The sequence below is a fragment of the Parvibaculum sp. genome (genome assembly GCF_049651025.1).
Lineage (GTDB): Bacteria > Pseudomonadota > Alphaproteobacteria > Parvibaculales > Parvibaculaceae > Parvibaculum.
This window is the reverse complement of sequence record NZ_JBASBH010000120.1, coordinates 1-16875: the sequence shown is the minus strand read 5'-3', so window position 1 is coordinate 16875 and position 16875 is coordinate 1. Positions and strand designations below refer to the sequence as shown.

Genomic DNA, 16875 nt, shown 5'->3' with positions numbered 1-16875 from the left:
ATGCACAGTTGATGATGTGCGGAACGACATATTTTTCGTAAAGCCCCATGACGCGCCTCCCCTCGTACCTCGATGAGGCCATTATGGGCACGAGCCGCGCCTAGCGCCACTCCGAAACGCCGAAGCGCACGAGGCGGTCGCCATCGATGGGGCCAAGCGTGCGGCCGCGGCCTTTGAGTGCGAAAGCGGCGGCGCGGAGCAAGCGCTTTTCTCGCAAACCGGCGGCCCGTTTCATGCCTTTGGACAAGGCTTCCCATATTTCTTCCGGCGGTATGAGCCCAGGCGCATCGGCAATCTCCCGGCCTTCCCAGGCACGCGCGACCAGAGGGTCGGCGATGCGCGTCCGGCGATGCTTCGTGGCCGGCAGGGTCATGCTGTCGGCGATGGAGGCTGCAAGATAAGCGGCGACGGCCGCACTCTTGCCCTGCACCACGACGCCGTCAGCCACACCTGCCGTCGGGAAAAAATGCCCAAGACCGGCAAGCGCCGCGCCGCCCTCAGCCCCGCTTCCAAGCGCGCGGACGAACTCGCCGATGACATGCGGCATGGCCGGCAATGCGGGCATGACGGCGCCCGCATCGAGGTGAAAGGCCAGCGTATCGCCAAGCGTCACAAGGCCGATATCGAGCGGGCTCGCGCTGCGCATGGCCGTCAGCACGACATCGCAGACCGCGCCGGGCAAGGCGACGAGAAGCGGCGGCATCCGGGAAGCGCCCAGCGCATCCATGACACTGCGCGCAACTTCGGGCACGGCGCGTGCGGCCACCCCTCGCGGCAACATGTCGAGGGAGCCGCGCACGACAATTTCGGCGTCCGCAATCAGGCTCGCCGCCGTCTCGCGGGCGGCATCGATGCCGGCATCGATTGCGGCATAGGCATCCGGCCCCGACGCCACAAGGCGCAGCACGCCGGGCCAAAGCTCAAAACTTTTTTCAACGCATGTGTCGGTGGCAAGCATGACCTGTTTTCGCAAGAGCCGTTTGACTTGTCCATAGCGCGACGCCTGTCACAAACACCAGCCTGGTCGCGTCTTGTTTCCAGAATCGGCTTTCAGCAAAGGATACATCATGAAGCAGCGGATCGACGCGAGAGCAGACGCCTCGCATGCCCTTTCACATCTTGTCGCCCTTCACCAGACTCTGACAGACACATTCGACAAAACCCTCCGCCATCTCATCGACGTTCGCGTATCGCTCATGAACGAATGCCATTTCTGCATCAACATGCATACGAAGGAAGCGCTGGACGGTGGCGATACGCAAGAACGCGTCTCCGCCCTCACGCACTGGCAGATCTCGTCGCTCTTCACCGAACGCGAGAAGGTGGCGCTTGCATGGGCCGAGGCTTTGACACGCCAGGCCGCGCAGCCCGAGATCGAGGCGCTGCATGCCGATCTTGGGCGGCATTTCACGAGTGAGGAGATTGCAACGCTGACGATTGCCATCGCCGCGATCAATGCATGGAACAGGATCGGAATTGCCTCCTACCGACACTGAACCCTGGCCGGGCTATTCGACGATGCGCACAGGCTGATCGGTCTGGAGAACGGAGATCTGGTGAAACCGCTTGAGGTAGCTCGCCTTGATCTCCGTTATCGCCTTCGCCGATGCAGGCGTATCCGCCCGCACGATGATGACAACCTTGGTGCGCTCGGAAACGGTCTTTGGCGGGCTTACCTTCGGATTACGCCACTGGCCAATGGCCGAAACGACGGTCAGCCCATCGGGAAAGCGCGGCGTCACAGTATCGGCGAGAAAGCCCTGCCACTGTTTCTCACTGATCGAGCCGCCCTTGGGAAGCGAAAGTCCGAAATAGAGCGTCGTCTGAACAGCGCCCTGCCCCGCAAATGCTGGCGTGAGAAAAAGAAACGAGATCAGAAAAAAAGCGGCGAAACGGCGCAAAGCAAGCCCCCCAGTTTGAACTGGATGGAGAGTGCCGTCGCGCTCCGCTCGATGCAAGTGGGGGCGCCTTGCGGCTCAGGCCGCTTCGGCCAGCGCCACATCCGCAATGCGCAGCCGCAATCCGCTCATTTCGGGCGTGAAGATGAGCTGGCACGAAAGCCGCGACCACTCGCCCGCATAATTCTGATCGAGCATGTCGAGTTCGTCTTCGCGCGGCTCGTGCAGCCGCGCCGTCCATGACGGATCGACTTCAACCTGACAGGTGCCGCAAGCGCAAGCACCGCCACATTCGGCAATGATCGGAAAACCGTGATCGCGGATGATTTCCATCACCCGCCAACCCTCAATGGCGTCGAGCACATGCTCGCGGCCATCGCTGCCCACAAGAACAATCTTCATGACGCAATCAAACCGATAGAAAAGTTATCAGGAGACGCCGAGCTTCTTCTGAAGGCTCGTCGACGAGGTCGTGTACTGGAACGTCAGCTTCGCGTCCGGATGCACATAGCGGAACGCCTGCTGCGCCATCAACGCAACCTCATGGAAGCCCGACAGAATGAGCTTCAGCTTGCCCGGATAGGTGTTGATATCGCCCACCGCGAAGATGCCGGGCGTGCTCGTCTCGAACTTCTCGACATCGACCGGCACAAGGTTCTCATGAAGATTGAGACCCCAATTGGCGATAGGACCGAGCTTCATGGTGAGGCCGAAGAACGGCAGCAACGTGTCTGCCTCAACGTCGAACTCCACCTTGTCGTTGCCCTGAATGGTGATGCCTTCAAGCTGGCCATTGCTGCCATGCAGCTTCGTCACCTGACCAAGATGGAACTTCATCTTGTCTTCGCCGACGAGCCTGTGCATCTCGTTGACGGAAGCGGGCGCGGCGCGGAAACCATCGCGGCGATGCACGAGTTGCATCGAGGCGGCGAGCGGCTGGAGATTGATGACCCAGTCGAGCGCGCTGTCGCCGCCGCCGGAGATCAGGATCTTCTTGCCACGGAATTTTTCCATTTTCTTGACGGCATAGAAAACGGACTTGCCTTCATATTCCTCGATGCCGGGAATGGGCGGGCGCTTGGGCTGGAAGCTGCCGCCGCCGGCTGCAATGACGATAACCTTCGAATTGAAGGTGAGGCCGCCATCGGTCTTCACGAGCCAGCTGCCATCGGCCTGACGCTCGACCTCTTCGACCATCTCGTTGAAATGGAATTGCGGATTGAACGGCGCCGCCTGCTCCATCAGACGATCGGTCAGCTCCTGCCCCGTGACGAGCGGCAGGCCGGGAATGTCATAGATCGGCTTTTCGGGATAAAGCTCGGCGCACTGACCACCGGGGCGATCAAGAATATCGATCAGATGGACCTTCATATCGAGAAGACCGAGCTCGAATACGGCGAACAGGCCAACGGGGCCCGCTCCGATAACGACAACGTCGGTTGTGATGGTCTCTTCAGCCATGTCGATACCTATCTGATCTAATAACCTTCGAATAATGTAATTTATTCGATTTTACAAAATGCGGGGCATATATAGGTTGCCCAGCCCCTCGCGCCAAGCAAAAACTGCCGAGTTTCGCGAGGATAACCATGTCATATGGTCGCCACGGCGATTTAGCCGGGTGACAAAAGCGATCCAATCCCTATTTTACGGCAACGCAGCAAATAATACCCGGCCCGGAGACGTCAAATGGTCAAATGTCACACGATGCAGGAGGTTCGCCGCGAGATCGACCGGATCGATCGCGCGCTTGTGAAACTGCTGGCCGAGCGACTGACCTATATCGAACAGGCGGGCGTCATCAAAGGCGACCGCAATACGGTGCGCGACGAAGACCGCATCGAGGACGTCGTGGAGAAAGTCGTGCGCGAAGGCGAGGCCCAGGGCCTGCCGCGCTCCATGGCGGAGCCGCTATGGCGAATGCTGATCGAAAAATCCATCGATCACGAGTTCACGGTGTTCGACGCGAAGAAGCGAACAGCCTGAAGCGCGCCGAAAAGCGCTGCAATACCAATCATCTAGCCGGAGCACCCTCGCCCCAGCCAGAATAGTTTGAAAATCAGAACTGCTTCTCGGGCAGATCGACGCGGAGCCCATCGAGCTCGTCGGTGATCTTGATCTGGCAGGAGAGGCGCGAGTTTTCGCGCACGTCGAACGCGAAATCGAGCATGTCTTCTTCCATGCTCTCGGGCTTGCCCACTTTTTCCGTCCATTCCGGCGCCACGTAAACATGGCAGGTCGCGCAGGCGCAGGCGCCGCCACAATCGGCATCAATGCCCGGAACCATGTTCTTGATCGCGGCTTCCATGACGGTCATGCCGTTTTCGACGGCGACCGTATGTTCTTTGCCGTCATGCTCGATAAAAGTGATCTTCGCCATGTCTACTGCCGGATTCTCGAACTGGAATAAATTGCTGGATAGACCGGGCCCCGCACAAGGCAAGCCCCAGACCCGCACGAGGTAACACGAGCCTCATGCGAGGTAAAGCAAGCTTTTCGTGCGAGAGATTGAGCCCGCGCATCGAGCCGCGCGACAGCCGCACCACCCCCTCTCCTCCTCGTTGCGAGGACGCCGCGCGCGCCGCATAGTCTTGCCCAAAGGCATAACAATCCCCGGGGGAACGACACCATGAGCGACCCGCTGAACATCCTCTTTATCACCGCCGACCAGTGGCGCGGCGAATGCCTCTCGTTCCTCGGACACCCGTCGGTCAAAACGCCGCACCTCGACCAGCTCGCCCGCGAAGGCGCCCTCTTCCGCCGCCACTACGCAAACGCCGTCCCCTGCGGCCCGTCGCGCGCCTCGCTCCATACAGGCATGTACCTCCAGAACCACCGCTCGGGCACCAACGGAACGCCGCTCGACGCCCGCCACACGAACTGGGCAAAGGAAGTCGCGCGCGCCGGCTACGACCCCGTCCTCTTCGGCTATACCGACACGAGCCAGGACCCGCGCGAAATGAATGCCGACAGCCCCTGGCTCCACACCTATGAAGGCCCCCTGCCCGGCATCCGCCCCGTCTGCATGTTCGGAACATGGCCGACGCCCTGGGTCGAATATCTGAAGGCCAATGGCTATGAAACGCCGGAAGACATCCGCTTCGCCTATGGGCACCGCGCAGACGGCCCGGACTATGAAGACGGCGCGCCGCATCCCAAGCCACTCATCTATCCGCAGGCGGACGATGATACGGCCTTCCTCGTCAATCGCCTGATCGATTATATCGGCGCGGCCAACGCCCCCTTCGTCGCGCATCTCTCGCTGTTGCGCCCTCACCCGCCCTTCGTCGCGCCCGAGCCATGGAACGCCATGTACGATCCGGCCGACGTGCCGGGCTTCTCGCGCAAAACCACACCCGACGAAGAAGGCAAGCAGCACCCCTGGCTCGCCGACCAGCTCGGCAAACGCCTCTACCGCGCCACCGCAAACGAAAAACGCCTGCGCCGCCTCAAGGCCGTCTATTACGGATTGATGAGCCGCGTCGATGCGGAGATCGGCCGCCTCATCGCCTATCTGAAAGCAAGCGGCCGCTGGGACAATACGCTGATCATCTTCACATCAGACCACGGCGAGCAGATGGGCGACCACTGGCTGATCGGCAAATGCGGCTACTTCGACGCCTCCTACCAGATCCCGCTCATCATCCGCGACCCGCGCCAGCGCGCCGATAAGGGCCGCGGCCGCATCGTCGAAAGCTTCACCGAAAATATCGACATCATGCCGACCATGCTCACCGCCCTCGGCCTCGAAACGCCGGTGCAATGCGATGGCAAATCGCTGATCCCCTTCCTCGAAGGCAATGCCGCACCGGCAAGCTGGCGCACCGAAGCCCATTGGGAATACGACTTCCGTGACCCCGCCGACGACGAAAGCGAACGCGCGCTCGGCCTCACGCTGCATCAATGCACGATGAACGTGATCCGCGACGAGAAATGGAAATACGTCCACTTCACCAAACTTCCGCCGCTGCTCTTCGACCTCGAAAACGATCCCGGCGAATTCACCAACCGCGCCAACGACCCGGAATGCCTGCCCGTCGTTCTGGAATACGCCCAGAAAATGCTCTCATGGCGGATGAACCACGATGAGCAAACACTGACGCATATCAGCTTGACGGATGACGGGCCGGTGGCGAGGGCGAGCGCGAGGTATTGAGGGACGGATGACGTCTTCCGTCTGCGCTCATCGTCATCGCCCGACTTGATCGGGCGATCCATCTTTGCGGCGTAACGGAAGGAAGTTGGATGCCCCGGTCGACCCTGGATCAAGTCCGGGATGGGCATGACGAGTGGAGGCGTCGCCCTCTTAAACTGCGGCATCAATATCACTTCAGAAGCTTAGCAAGCAGGCTCCAGAAGCTGACCGATGTTCGATTGTAGACGCGGTTGTAGGCCGCCTTTTTGGGATTGCTCAGCCAGCCATATCCCTTCGGCGCTTTGATGCCGAGAGAATGTCGAATGTACCGCTTGGCCGAAATTCGCGCGGCAAAACTCTTTTTTAAACTTGGTTTGCGTACGCCCCATTTCATATTCCACCCCCCAATTCCGTCATGGCCGAGCTTGACCCAGCCGCCCATGTCTTGCTTCCGCAAGGCAAACCAGAATGACAAGATTAAAGACACGAATCAAAACAGCAGAAGTACCATACTCGGAATAAGCTCGTGCCAAACCAGCTACGGCAAACAAACGCTAACGTATTTTTCGTGGGCAGTTGCACGACCGATGACGCGGGCGAGCGCGAGGCTTGAGTAAAGAAAATTCCACGGGCTCAGCAATGCAATGATTTTCTCACGCCGGTCAATTCAGCACTTTATAGATTGCATTTCCTCTGCCTTATCGATCGAGGCATTGAGCAAACTCGTTGCTCAACTCAATGGCGACGGCCTCGACCTTCTCAATTTCGAATGGGAAGTCGCCATCCTACACGCGCTAAGCCAAAGGGGACTCATCGAATATGAAAAAGACCTCGGAGGACCTCGCAGAGCAGACGTCAGCTTCACTCTCGCCAACTCCACGGAAATTGATTTCGTCGCGGACGTTACCGGCGTCTCTGATAGAGGTCTCGAAAAAGAAAACCCTGCAGAAATATTTGCAACTCTCCTTCGGCAGAGCGCAGCAAAACTAAAAATAGATGGGAGCTTTAGCTATCGAATTGAGGGAGGACCAGAAGGCAAAAAATATAAAGATCGCAAGGTAAAGTTAGCTTTGCCGTCAGCGCCACAAATTCCCGATTTATTTAAGAAGCACATTCTCCCGTTTCTGAGAACAATCAAATCTAATGCAGCCGAGAGCGCAACGCTGCACATCAACGACGGTCCAAATCGCATTTCCATCGGCCATAATCCGTCGGGCACTTACACGAGTGGAAGTCATCCGTCCTACAAAACGGCATATTCCCTTACGAGAAATCCGATTTTTACATCGCTGAAAGAAAAGGCAGGCCAACTTCGAGAGACTAAATTCGATGGATGCAGAGGAATTATTTTATGCGATGCCAATTGCGCACTATTCAAGAACAACTTGCAGGGAGGAAGCAACTTCTCTGACCGACAAATTATTGAGGCATTCCTTCGTAACAATACGTCAATCTCATTTGTCTTGACGCTTTGGGTAAGTCATTCAGCGGGCTCATTCGGCCATCCCGAACCCTTAAAAACAAACGTAAAGTTAATCAGAAACCCGCGAGCCAAAGTCCCGCTCTCAGATGAAATCGCAGGAGTTCTATTGGGCATCCCTCAGCTACTTCCCACGCCCGTGAACGATGCATTTAATGCGTCACATCTCATACAGAATGGAACCCATAGGACTGGCGCTTCATTATTGGGAGGGTACCAAATGAGCAGCACCCAAACGACCGAGATCATAAAAATATCTTCCCGAGCGATATTGGATCTTCTTGCCGGAAGAATGAGCCCAGAAAAATTTTCGGAATTGCACAGCTTTACGAACTCACCCGCCAACAACGGGATGTTAAATCCATTTGAATCTGCCTCAAGGAAATCGCTATTGATCGACGCCGTATCGATAGAACGAATGACCGACCAAGACGACGACTGGCTCGTCTTTAAGCTATCCGGCCCCGATGCCGCGGTCGCGCCATTCACGGCGCCGAACTATAAATGATGCTCGGATTGAATAAATTTAGATGATGGAAAAAGTAACTCACACCTCGCTTCGCACGATTTCAAAAGCTTTGTCGTGGACAATAGCGCTAATAGATCTGCCTCGATGAAAATCGAAAGATGCGCCCCACGCTAATCTTCGTGAATCAAGATCATCTCGCCTGACCAACTTGTAAAAAGATAGGAGCGAGAAAGATAGATGGTGAGGTTACGCCCGAAGTTTCGTCGGTATGCCGCGCCGAAAGCAAGACGTGGATAGCCGGGTCAAGCCCGGCCATGACGGATGTGATCGCATGGCTACGAGGAGCATGATTTCCCAGCCATGGCGAATGTGTCTGGAAGCACTTCTTGAGACGAAAGCCCCTCACCCTTCCCTCTCCCCGGAGGGGAGAGGGCAAGAGAAAGCTGCTCTCCTTCCTCTGTAGTCCACCATGCATGGAACCGCTGCGTGAAAAAGCGGCATCAATGGAGCGCGCCCCTCCCCGTACAAACCGCGACAACACGACACATATTGCGTTGACGGACCAACGCCCGCCCGCGACAATAAGCGCGAGGAATCTGGGAGGAAGACTCGAATGAACAAGGCGCTGGTCTGGCTGCTTGCGGCCCTGTGGGTCTGTCCGATCCTGCTCTATGTCTATATGCACGAGGGCATGGACGCCTTTGTCTTTGCGCTGGTCGCTTTTGCGATCATGGGTGCTTGGGCGGCGGCGGTGACGTTTCGCGGGATGTTGTCGTCGGACCATCTGGACTTTCGCGAACCGAGCGAGAAGCTCGCTCTTTCCTCGATGGCGCTGATCGCCGTGGTGTGGAGCGCCTTGCTGATTGCGCCGCCGGTTCACGATCCGCTGCTGATCGCGACGATCAACATGGTCATGCCGCTCGGCATTTTCATGCACTTCGTCTTCTGGATCACGGCGCGCAGGCGGAACCGCCAATAAGGCTGGCCGTTCCGCCCCGCAATTGGCTCAGTAAAACACGCCGTAAACGACCTGCAGGATCTGGCCGTTATAGGTGCTGACCAGCAGCGCATCGTCGCCATAGCGCACCCATTCATAGCCATAGGGCGGGATGGCGAGGCCGAACATCCAGAAATCCGAAATCAAGTAATTGGGCGCCCAGAAAAACTGCGGCAGGACTTCGCCATAGACCCAGCGGCGTTGATACCAGCCGCGCGGGCGCTCATAGGGACGCCAGTGATAACGCTGCTCGGCCTGATAATTGTGCCGATAGTCGCGCGCATCGAACTGGCGCGGACGATTGTCGAGATTACGTGGGCGCTGGCCCGGCGTGTAGTCGCGCGGCCCGGCGTAACGCTCGGTGCGTACATTGCCCTGCCTGTGGTCGCGGGGCTGCGCCTGACGTTGAGCGGCGGGAGGATTTTGCGGCACACGCTCGCGCTGCCCGCTCTCGCCCTGGTTTCGGCGCTGGTCAAACTGAGGCTGGTCGCCCTGACCCTGCCTGTTCTGGCGCTGGTCGATCTGGCGTTGATTTTCCTGACGCTGCATGGCGGGCGCCTGCTGGACCGGCTGACGCTCGGCAGGCCGCACCTGCTGACGCTGGGCGGGCTGCGCCGGCTGGGGCTGATGCGCATAGCCGCGCCTTTGCTCAAGCGCCGGCTGACCGCGCTGCGGATGGACCGGCGCTGCGCGTTGACCGCCCTGACGCTGGGCGGCAGCCGGGGGACGCGATTGCGGCCGCTCCTGCCGTTGCTGTTTTTCCTTATTGGCATTCTCGTCCTGGCCTGGCGGTCCGTCGCCGGGCGCGGCATGGGCGGGAACCCCGGCCAGAAGCAGAATGGAGAGAGCAGGAATGACGAACCGTTTCATCGCAGAATCTCCTGTGAGAGCAGCATGGGCCTCGATAGGGACATCCGCAGAAAACACGCAAAGCCTGCGCCTTTGCCGCCGCCGCATTCCCTTTCCACCAAGGTATGCAGACGGGTGCGGCGGAAAGGCGCCAGCGTCTCGTACCGTTGTTAAACGCCGAATTGCCGGGAATAGTTCCGCGCCGCCATGCTAGGCTTTCCGCCATATTGTTTCAGGGGAATGCGATGCAGAAGATGAGTTTTGCGCGTGCGGCGGCGGTGATGGTTCTGGCGGCGGCGTCGATGGCGGTGGCCTTGCCCGCAATGGCGGCGAACATGGAAGCGCGTTTTGGCAACACCATGCTGGGCACACGACCCGACGGCACGGTGCTGAAAATCTATTACAACAAGGACCATACCTTTACCGGCGAGCTGACGCCTGCCGGATCGCCGACCTCCTTTGAAGCCAAGGGCACCTGGCGGCTCGTGGGCGAAAAGCTTTGCGTGAAACCGGAAGGCGGACCGGGCGGCAAGGACGCGCCGGAAAGCTGCGCGCTGCTGAAAGGCGACAAGGTCGGCGACAAGTGGCAGACACAAGTTCAGGGTACGGACGGAAAGCCGGTGATGCAGACGGTCGAGATCGTCAAGGGCCGCTGAGCGCCTTCCCCTTTATTGCAGCCGCGTCAGCACGTTGCGGGCAAGCAGCGTGCCGAATGCGGCCGACGTGCCTGTCAGCACCGTGCCCCAGACGAGATCGACGAGCGTCAGCTTGAGCGACCAATGCGCGAGCGTCGCCTGATTGGTGAGATCGTAGGTCGCATAGGCAAAGAAGCCAAACAGCGCGCCATAGAGAAGCGCCGTGGCGATGCGGTCATCTGCCAGCGCAGGCGCAACAGCAAAAACAACAATGCCCGCGAGATAGAGCAGATAGAAAATGACGGCAGGTGCCAGACGAAAATCCGGCGCCATCAGCGCGCCAAGCTCGCGGCGATACCAGCCGCCCATCAATGTCAGCCAGATGGCATCCATGACGACAAAAATGAGGGCCGTCGAAATATAAGCGATGGCGTATCTGAGCATGGGCGACACTTCCGGGATTGAGGCGGTCAAGCTTCATACGCGCGGATGCAGGCGGAGGATCAATCGCCGCCATTCAGTCTCGTGAGGATGCTCCCTTGCCACTTGCCAAGCCCCGCCGAAACCGGCACATCCTCTATGAGACGGCTCAAGGGAACGGCATGAGCGACATCGACGAGGTCGAATGCGTGGTGGTCGGCGCGGGCGCGGTCGGGCTTGCTTGCGCCCGGGCGCTGGCGATGCGCGGGCGCGAAGTCGTGGTGCTGGAACGGCATGAGGCGATCGGCCTTGAAACCTCCTCGCGCAATAGCGAGGTCATTCACGCAGGCATCTACTACCCCGCCGGATCGCTGCGCGCGCGGCTTTGCGTCGAGGGGCGGCACAGGCTGCACGACTATATGCAGGCGCATAATGTGCCGCATATGCATTGCGGAAAATTCATCGTGGCGACCGATGAGCGCCAGGTCGGCGAGCTTGCGGGCATCGCGGCGCGGGCGCGGGCAAATGGCGTTGACGATCTCCACGAGCTGACGGCCGCGCAGGCCATGCATGCCGAACCGGCGCTGAGCGTGCATGGCGCGCTTCTCTCTCCATCGACCGGCATTCTCGATGCCCATGCCTATATGCTGGCGCTGCGCGGCGACCTTGAGGATCACGGCGGCGCAATCGCCTTCGGCGCGGCGCTCGACAGCGCGGAAACGGTGCCCGGCGGATTTCTGCTGCATGTGGGCGAGATGCGGCTTAAATGCCGTATGCTGATAAACAGCGCGGGCCTCTCCGCCCCTGCCCTTGCGCGACGCATAGACGGGCTCGGGCGCGAGCATGTGCCGAACGAATATTTCGCCAAGGGAAATTATTTCTCCCATGCGGGCGGCGCGCCTTTCACGCGGCTCATCTATCCCGTGCCGGAAAAGGCGGGCCTCGGCGTGCACCTGACGCTCGATATGGGTGGACAGGCGCGCTTCGGCCCCGATGTCGAATGGATCACGCCACAGGGCGACGATCTCGACTATCGCGTCGATCCGAAACGCGGCGATGCATTTTACGCAGCCATCCGTCGCTACTGGCCGGGCTTCAAGGATGGCGCGCTGACACCTGCCTATGCGGGCATACGCCCGAAAATTCACGGGCCGGACGAGCCTGTCGCCGATTTCGTGATTTCAGGGCCGCAGGCGCATGGGCTTGCCGGTCTCGTCAATCTCTTCGGCATCGAAAGTCCCGGCCTTACTTCGTCGCTCGCCATCGCCGCCGATGTCGTTGCACGTCTCGATGGTGGCGCATGAACAGAACGAAATCCCGCCTGCAAATCGCCTGGCGCATGGCCTCGATCCGCCTCGCGCTTCTGCATCGATCGCTCAGAAGTTCGGAAGGCAGCATCATCCTGCTTTGCGCACCGCTGGGGATGGTCGTCGGCGTCGCGGTCTTCCTGCTGCGTGAAACGGTCTATACGCTACACGAGCTTGCATTCGGCCTCGCGCCCGGAAGCTATCTCAGCGCGCAAACGCATATCGACACCATGCGCCTCGTGCTTGTGCCCGCCTGTGTCGGCCTGACCTTCGGCATACTCGCCTGGCAGATACGCAAGCGCCGCTCCGCCGACATCACCGACCCTGTGGAAGCCAATGCGCTGTTTGGCGGGCGCATGTCGATGCTGGATTCGATCCGCCTGACCATTGCCACCATGCTGTCCAACTCGGCTGGCGCATCGGTCGGCATGGAAGCGGGCTATACGCAATTCGGCGCCGCGATCTTCTCCTCCGTCGCGCAATATTTCCGCCTGCGCCGCGACGATGCGCGCATCTATGTGACGGCGGGCACGGCGGCGGCGATTGCCGCTGCCTTCAATGCGCCGCTCGCAGGCGCCTTCTACGGCTTTGAACTGGTGCTTGGCAGCTACGCGCCGCGCGCGCTTGCGCCCGTGGCCATCGCGGCGCTTTCCGGCACGCTCATCGTGCAGATACTCGGCAGCGACGCGCCGCTTTTCGCGGTCGATGCCGAATTCCGCATCACGCCGTTTCTCTATGTGCTCTTCGTCATCGTCGGCATTGCGGCGGCGGGCTTTTCGATCCTGACCATGCGCGCGGTCACATGGGTCGAGCGCGCATTGCGCGATCTGCCCATGTGGATACGACCGGCGATCGGCGGCGCGGCGCTGAGCCTTCTCGCGCTCGGCTCGCCGCAAGTGCTCGGCTCCGGCCATGGCGCGATCCAATATGCGCTGGAACATGACCGCACCTTCACGCTGGTGACGCTACTGCTTTTCGGCAAGCTGCTCGCATCCGCCATTTCGCTCGGCTCGGGGCTGCGCGGCGGCATGTTCTCGTCATCGCTCTTTCTCGGCGTCCTGCTCGGCGCGCTCGTTATCTCGGCGATGAGCCTCATTGCGCCCGATCTCAGCCAGCATCAGGTGGCCTTCATGCTTGTCGGCATGGGCGCTGTCGGTGCGGCGATCATCGGCGCGCCGATTACCATGGTGCTGCTGGTGCTGGAAGGCACCGGCAATTTTCCCATCACCATGGGCGTGCTGGTCGCGGTGGTCACCGCATCGACCATCATGCGGCTGACCTTCGGCTACTCCTTCTCGACCTGGCGCTTCCATCTGCGCGGGCTGCCGATTACCGGCGCGCATGATGTGGGCTGGATCGCGGACCTCACCGTCGGCCGCGCCATGCGCTCCGACCCCGTGATCGTGCCCGCCAATCTGCCGCTGATGAAACTGCGCAAGATCGCGCCGCTTGGTGGCGCAAAGCGCGTCTTCGTGGTCGGCGAGGAGCAACGCTATCGCGGCATCGTCAACATGGCTTCCGTGCACGACCCGGATCTGACCGATGCGGCAGCGACGCTGGTCGCCGGCGACATGATGCAACCCGATGGCGCGTTCCTGCTGCCGAAGGAAAACCTCCGCGTCGCACTTTCGCGTTTCGAAACGACCGAAATGGAAGCCCTGCCGGTGCTCGACGGACCGGAAACCCGCGTCGTGATCGGCTATCTCACGGAAGCCTATGCGCTGCGCCGCTACACGCAGGAGCTTGAGCGGCAACGCAGCAGCGAGCTGGGCCAGACGGGGCCGTTTCCGCTGGGGCCGACGAAGGCGTGATTGTGGTTCGCGGATTGAGTGGAGCGTTCGCCAAAAAGTAGAACGTCGTCCGGGGATGACGTGGTGAGGTGGGAGAACCTGCCCTACGCCATCAACTCGTCGATGAAGAGGTTCACGTCGAGGATGGCGGCGCGGAGGCGCTCGACGGCGACGGCGCGGGCCGCCATGTCGGCGTGATCGAGACGCTCGGCTTCTTCGGCGATGTCGCCGAGCACCCAGGCGCCGAGGCCGCGCGATGAACCTTTGAGACTATGGGCGGCGTCTTGCCACTCTTTCGTGGTCGCCGCCGTTTCGAGGCGCGTGACATAGATGCCCGCCTGCGCGCGAAAGAGGCCGAGAAGTTCGCTTTCGAGGCTGCGATTTCCCAGCGTGTATTTCGACAGATGGACGAGATCGAGAGGCCTGTCAGCCCGAAATTCGCCAGCCGCTTTTGCGCTCATTGATGTCATTGCCGTCTCCCTCTGCCCTTCCGGCAGAGACAAACCTTAGTCGCTCGAAATGTACCGAAGCGTTAACGAGGCGCGGCGTGTGCGCCTGTTTATGTTCAACATATCGTTAATCGTGGTCCCCTGTGCCACAACAGGTCACACAATGACGCTCTCTTGGTTGACGCGAGGGGCCCCATCCGACACCCTCGAATCCAGCGGCAATGCGGGGAAATACATCATGGCGAATCTGGAATTGGCACCTGGCACAAGCGGGGCAAGCTTGGCGTCCGAACCTGTGGCCGAAGCGCCGGTGAAAGCAGCAAACGAGGACTCGCCCACGGCAGGCGCGCTCTACCGCCTGATCGCAAGACGGCCCTCGAAACGCATTCCCGCAATCGCACTCGCCGCGAGCCTTTTCTGCCTCGCCATAATGGCCGCCTATGTCTGGGGCTTTTACGGATTGTCCGGCATTGAACGCCTGTCGCCGAACGAGCTTGGCGTCATCGGCGCGACGGCGATGCTTCCCGTTTTCCTGATCTGGCTTGCCGCCTATACGATCTGGCGCGGACAGGAAATGCATCTCATGGCGGAAGCGCTGGCCCGCACAGCCGTCCGCCTCACCGATCCGGCGGATGCCGCCACCGATGAAATCGCAACGATTGCCAATGCCGTGCGCGGCGAGATCGACACGATGAAGGCGGGCCTTGCCGACGCGCTGGCAGAAACGACGCGGCTGAAGACCTTGCTCGCCGAAGAACTCGCGGCAATCGACAACGGCACGACGCGCGCCGAAACGCGCACTGCACGCATGGAAGAACTGCTCGCCCGCCAGCATGAAAGCCTTGGCGAGATGGGCCGCATGCTGGGACAGGAAAGCGACAGGATTTCACGCGGCTTCCGCGAGCAGGTGGACGCCGTGCGCGGGCTGGTCGGCGAGGCGCAAGGGACGCTGCAGGCGGCAGGCTCGCGCGTCGTTGCCGAAACGGAAACGCTTGCCCGCGTCAGCGAGGCGGCGCGCGCAGGCGCGGACGCCACCGCCTCGGCGCTCGATCGGCAGGCATCGCGGCTTGAAGTCGTCGCCGCCAATGCGCTCGGCAAGGCCGATGTGCTGACGACACGCTATGAGACGCAACGCCAGATCCTTGCCGATGCCGCGAACCGGCTGGAAGGCGAGCGCGAGAGACTGGAAGCCGTGTTCGAGACGCATCGCGACCAGCTCGCCGTTGCCGACACGACGATGACCGAGCGCACGAAGGAAATTTCAAACGCCGTTGAAACCCTGACGACGACGCTCAACGCGACATTCGAAACGGCGGCAGCGCGAGCGGCTACCGTGCGCGACGAAATTTCCGGCGAAGTGGCCCGCGCAGTGGCGGAAGTGAGCGACGCATCGGGATCGATCAGCCGTTCAGCGGGTGCGGCAACGCGGGCCATCGGCGCGACCGTCGATGAGTTGCGCGCCGCAACCAGCGCCTTGAGCGAGGACGTGACGCGCGCGGCAACGGAAGCCATAGCGACGACGACCGACGATCTGCGGATCGCGACAAACGCGATGACCGCCGAAGTGACGCGGGCGACATCCATATTGACCACTGATGTTTCGACGCGCTCGCAGGAATTGCGCGGCCTCATCACCCACGCGGTATCGGAAAACGATGTGGCAGCGGAACGCTTCAATGCGGCGATGATCCGCCTTGGCGGCACGGCGCGCGAAGCGGGCAATGCGCTTCACGATGCGGCGGGCGAGCTTGAGCGGCGCATCTCGCGCCTGCCCGGCGAAGCGGCGGAAAGCGCGGCATCGCTGACGCATGTGTTGCAGGAACAGGTGGCGGCGCTCGCAGCCATTGCCGACATTGTGGTGCGCCACGCCCGCGTGCTGGATCGCACGCCCTCAAATGCACAGGCCGCAAACGCAATGCCGATTGCCGCACCGCCGCCGCGGCCCGAGCCGCGCGTTGAGCCGCAAAGGCATGAGCCTGTTGCGGAGGCCGCACCTGCGCGTCGCTGGGGCATTTCCGATCTGCTCGCTGCTGCTGGCCGCACCCCCCATCGCGCCGATGCGCAGCAGCAGCCCGCGCCGGATGCCGATAGCGAGTTTCACCGCTCCTCGCTACAGGTGATCGAGACGCTGCAGGCATTGGCGATCGACCTCGACCGCGCGCTTGAGCAAAGCCCGCCGCCCGATCTGTGGCAGCGCTATCAGTCGGGCGAGCGCAATGTCTTCACGCGCCGCCTCTACAATATTTCAGGCCGTCAGCTTTATGACCGCATCGCGCTCAAATATCGCGGCGAGTCGGAATTCCGCGAGCATGTCGACAGGTTCATCGATCTCTTCGAGCGGCTTCTGGCATCCGCCTCGACGCGCGACCGCGACAATATTCTGGTGGAGACTTATCTCACATCGGATACGGGCAAGGTCTATCTGATGCTGGCGCAGGCGAGCGGG

18 protein-coding genes and 1 pseudogene are annotated in these 16875 nt (G+C 60.7%); 10 read left to right on the top strand and 9 right to left on the bottom strand.

Translation table 11 applies throughout. From position 1 onward, the window contains the following. Nucleotides 1–100: 100 nt before the first annotated feature. Nucleotides 101–958, bottom strand: coding sequence for a hypothetical protein (locus tag WA943_RS15920; RefSeq protein WP_424470879.1), 858 nt, complete (start codon nt 956–958; stop codon nt 101–103). Nucleotides 959–1067: 109 nt separating this feature from the next. On the opposite strand from WA943_RS15920, the gene WA943_RS15915 reads away from it, so the two are divergent. Next, the gene (locus WA943_RS15915) at nt 1068–1496 is read left to right on the top strand and encodes a carboxymuconolactone decarboxylase family protein (protein ID WP_424470878.1); all 429 of its coding nucleotides are present in this window, start codon (nt 1068–1070) and stop codon (nt 1494–1496) included. 12 nt (nt 1497–1508) lie between these two features. On the opposite strand, the gene WA943_RS15910 is transcribed toward WA943_RS15915, so the two are convergent. The 3 genes from WA943_RS15910 to WA943_RS15900 form a co-directional block, all read right to left on the bottom strand. Next, nucleotides 1509–1901 (bottom strand): DUF3574 domain-containing protein, encoded by a 393-nt coding sequence (locus tag WA943_RS15910; protein WP_424470877.1) that lies wholly within the window; start codon nt 1899–1901, stop codon nt 1509–1511. Nucleotides 1902–1976: 75 nt separating this feature from the next. After that, nucleotides 1977–2300 carry a 2Fe-2S iron-sulfur cluster-binding protein gene (locus tag WA943_RS15905; protein ID WP_424470876.1) on the bottom strand — a complete coding sequence of 108 codons (324 nt, stop codon included), beginning with the start codon at nt 2298–2300 and terminating at the stop codon, nt 1977–1979. Between the two features lie 27 nt (nt 2301–2327). Further along, complete coding sequence (locus WA943_RS15900; RefSeq protein ID WP_424470875.1) at nt 2328–3359, bottom strand: NAD(P)/FAD-dependent oxidoreductase; 1032 nt, start codon at nt 3357–3359, stop codon at nt 2328–2330. A 228-nt stretch (nt 3360–3587) separates the two neighbouring features. Here WA943_RS15900 and WA943_RS15895 point away from each other — a divergent pair, with 228 nt between their 5' ends. Continuing rightward, a complete protein-coding gene (locus tag WA943_RS15895) occupies nt 3588–3884 on the top strand; it encodes a chorismate mutase (RefSeq protein WP_424470874.1) in 297 nt (98 codons plus the stop codon). Between the two features lie 73 nt (nt 3885–3957). On the opposite strand, the gene WA943_RS15890 is transcribed toward WA943_RS15895, so the two are convergent. After that, nucleotides 3958–4278 carry a 2Fe-2S iron-sulfur cluster-binding protein gene (locus tag WA943_RS15890; protein WP_424470873.1) on the bottom strand — a complete coding sequence of 107 codons (321 nt, stop codon included), beginning with the start codon at nt 4276–4278 and terminating at the stop codon, nt 3958–3960. A 249-nt stretch (nt 4279–4527) separates the two neighbouring features. Here WA943_RS15890 and WA943_RS15885 point away from each other — a divergent pair, with 249 nt between their 5' ends. After that, nucleotides 4528–6054 carry an alkaline phosphatase family protein gene (locus WA943_RS15885; protein WP_424470872.1) on the top strand — a complete coding sequence of 509 codons (1527 nt, stop codon included), beginning with the start codon at nt 4528–4530 and terminating at the stop codon, nt 6052–6054. A 169-nt stretch (nt 6055–6223) separates the two neighbouring features. Here the strand turns inward: WA943_RS15885 and WA943_RS15880 are convergent, their stop codons facing one another. After that, nucleotides 6224–6475 (bottom strand): hypothetical protein, encoded by a 252-nt coding sequence (locus WA943_RS15880; protein ID WP_424470871.1) that lies wholly within the window; start codon nt 6473–6475, stop codon nt 6224–6226. 271 nt (nt 6476–6746) lie between these two features. Here WA943_RS15880 and WA943_RS15875 point away from each other — a divergent pair, with 271 nt between their 5' ends. Beyond that, a complete protein-coding gene (locus WA943_RS15875) occupies nt 6747–8021 on the top strand; it encodes a hypothetical protein (protein ID WP_424470870.1) in 1275 nt (424 codons plus the stop codon). Nucleotides 8022–8595: 574 nt separating this feature from the next. Further along, nucleotides 8596–8961, top strand: a complete 366-nt coding sequence (locus WA943_RS15870) for a hypothetical protein (RefSeq protein ID WP_424470869.1) — start codon at nt 8596–8598, stop codon at nt 8959–8961. A gap of 27 nt (nt 8962–8988) precedes the next feature. Here the strand turns inward: WA943_RS15870 and WA943_RS15865 are convergent, their stop codons facing one another. Continuing rightward, nucleotides 8989–9411 (bottom strand): RcnB family protein, encoded by a 423-nt coding sequence (locus WA943_RS15865; RefSeq protein ID WP_424470868.1) that lies wholly within the window; start codon nt 9409–9411, stop codon nt 8989–8991. Between WA943_RS15865 and WA943_RS15860 the strand changes: the two genes are divergently transcribed. Both WA943_RS15860 and WA943_RS15855 read left to right on the top strand, forming a co-directional pair. Beyond that, nucleotides 9403–10002, top strand: coding sequence for a hypothetical protein (locus WA943_RS15860; RefSeq protein ID WP_424470867.1), 600 nt, complete (start codon nt 9403–9405; stop codon nt 10000–10002). The genes WA943_RS15865 and WA943_RS15860 overlap by 9 nt on opposite strands. Nucleotides 10003–10073: 71 nt before the next feature. Beyond that, nucleotides 10074–10484, top strand: coding sequence for a hypothetical protein (locus WA943_RS15855; protein ID WP_424470866.1), 411 nt, complete (start codon nt 10074–10076; stop codon nt 10482–10484). A gap of 12 nt (nt 10485–10496) precedes the next feature. Here the strand turns inward: WA943_RS15855 and WA943_RS15850 are convergent, their stop codons facing one another. Further along, complete coding sequence (locus WA943_RS15850; RefSeq protein WP_424470865.1) at nt 10497–10907, bottom strand: DUF2177 family protein; 411 nt, start codon at nt 10905–10907, stop codon at nt 10497–10499. A gap of 167 nt (nt 10908–11074) precedes the next feature. On the opposite strand from WA943_RS15850, the gene WA943_RS15845 reads away from it, so the two are divergent. Together WA943_RS15845 and WA943_RS15840 are read left to right on the top strand one after the other, a co-directional pair. After that, on the top strand, nt 11075–12187 hold the full coding sequence (locus WA943_RS15845; protein WP_424470880.1) for an NAD(P)/FAD-dependent oxidoreductase: 1113 nt from the start codon (nt 11075–11077) through the stop codon (nt 12185–12187). Then, nucleotides 12184–14001 carry a chloride channel protein gene (locus WA943_RS15840; RefSeq protein WP_424470864.1) on the top strand — a complete coding sequence of 606 codons (1818 nt, stop codon included), beginning with the start codon at nt 12184–12186 and terminating at the stop codon, nt 13999–14001. The genes WA943_RS15845 and WA943_RS15840 overlap by 4 nt, the downstream gene beginning before the upstream one ends. A gap of 83 nt (nt 14002–14084) precedes the next feature. Here the strand turns inward: WA943_RS15840 and WA943_RS15835 are convergent, their stop codons facing one another. Next, complete coding sequence (locus WA943_RS15835; RefSeq protein WP_424470863.1) at nt 14085–14450, bottom strand: Hpt domain-containing protein; 366 nt, start codon at nt 14448–14450, stop codon at nt 14085–14087. 259 nt (nt 14451–14709) lie between these two features. Here WA943_RS15835 and WA943_RS15830 point away from each other — a divergent pair. Next, a pseudogene (locus WA943_RS15830) lies at nt 14710–16875 on the top strand (hypothetical protein); the annotation flags it as partial.

Excerpts from the sequence above, each read along its gene's own strand:
- WA943_RS15835 (WP_424470863.1), bottom strand. The coding sequence starts at position 14,450 with ATGACATCAATGAGCGCAAAAGCGGCTGGCGAATTTCGGGCTGACAGG.
- WA943_RS15900 (WP_424470875.1), bottom strand. The coding sequence starts at position 3,359 with ATGGCTGAAGAGACCATCACAACCGACGTTGTCGTTATCGGAGCGGGC.
- WA943_RS15905 (WP_424470876.1), bottom strand. The coding sequence starts at position 2,300 with ATGAAGATTGTTCTTGTGGGCAGCGATGGCCGCGAGCATGTGCTCGAC.
- WA943_RS15890 (WP_424470873.1), bottom strand. The coding sequence starts at position 4,278 with ATGGCGAAGATCACTTTTATCGAGCATGACGGCAAAGAACATACGGTC.
- WA943_RS15915 (WP_424470878.1), top strand. The coding sequence starts at position 1,068 with ATGAAGCAGCGGATCGACGCGAGAGCAGACGCCTCGCATGCCCTTTCA.
- WA943_RS15870 (WP_424470869.1), top strand. The coding sequence starts at position 8,596 with ATGAACAAGGCGCTGGTCTGGCTGCTTGCGGCCCTGTGGGTCTGTCCG.
- WA943_RS15880 (WP_424470871.1), bottom strand. The coding sequence starts at position 6,475 with ATGGGCGGCTGGGTCAAGCTCGGCCATGACGGAATTGGGGGGTGGAAT.
- WA943_RS15855 (WP_424470866.1), top strand. The coding sequence starts at position 10,074 with ATGCAGAAGATGAGTTTTGCGCGTGCGGCGGCGGTGATGGTTCTGGCG.
- WA943_RS15840 (WP_424470864.1), top strand. The coding sequence starts at position 12,184 with ATGAACAGAACGAAATCCCGCCTGCAAATCGCCTGGCGCATGGCCTCG.
- WA943_RS15885 (WP_424470872.1), top strand. The coding sequence starts at position 4,528 with ATGAGCGACCCGCTGAACATCCTCTTTATCACCGCCGACCAGTGGCGC.
- WA943_RS15920 (WP_424470879.1), bottom strand. The coding sequence starts at position 958 with ATGCTTGCCACCGACACATGCGTTGAAAAAAGTTTTGAGCTTTGGCCC.
- WA943_RS15895 (WP_424470874.1), top strand. The coding sequence starts at position 3,588 with ATGGTCAAATGTCACACGATGCAGGAGGTTCGCCGCGAGATCGACCGG.
- WA943_RS15850 (WP_424470865.1), bottom strand. The coding sequence starts at position 10,907 with ATGCTCAGATACGCCATCGCTTATATTTCGACGGCCCTCATTTTTGTC.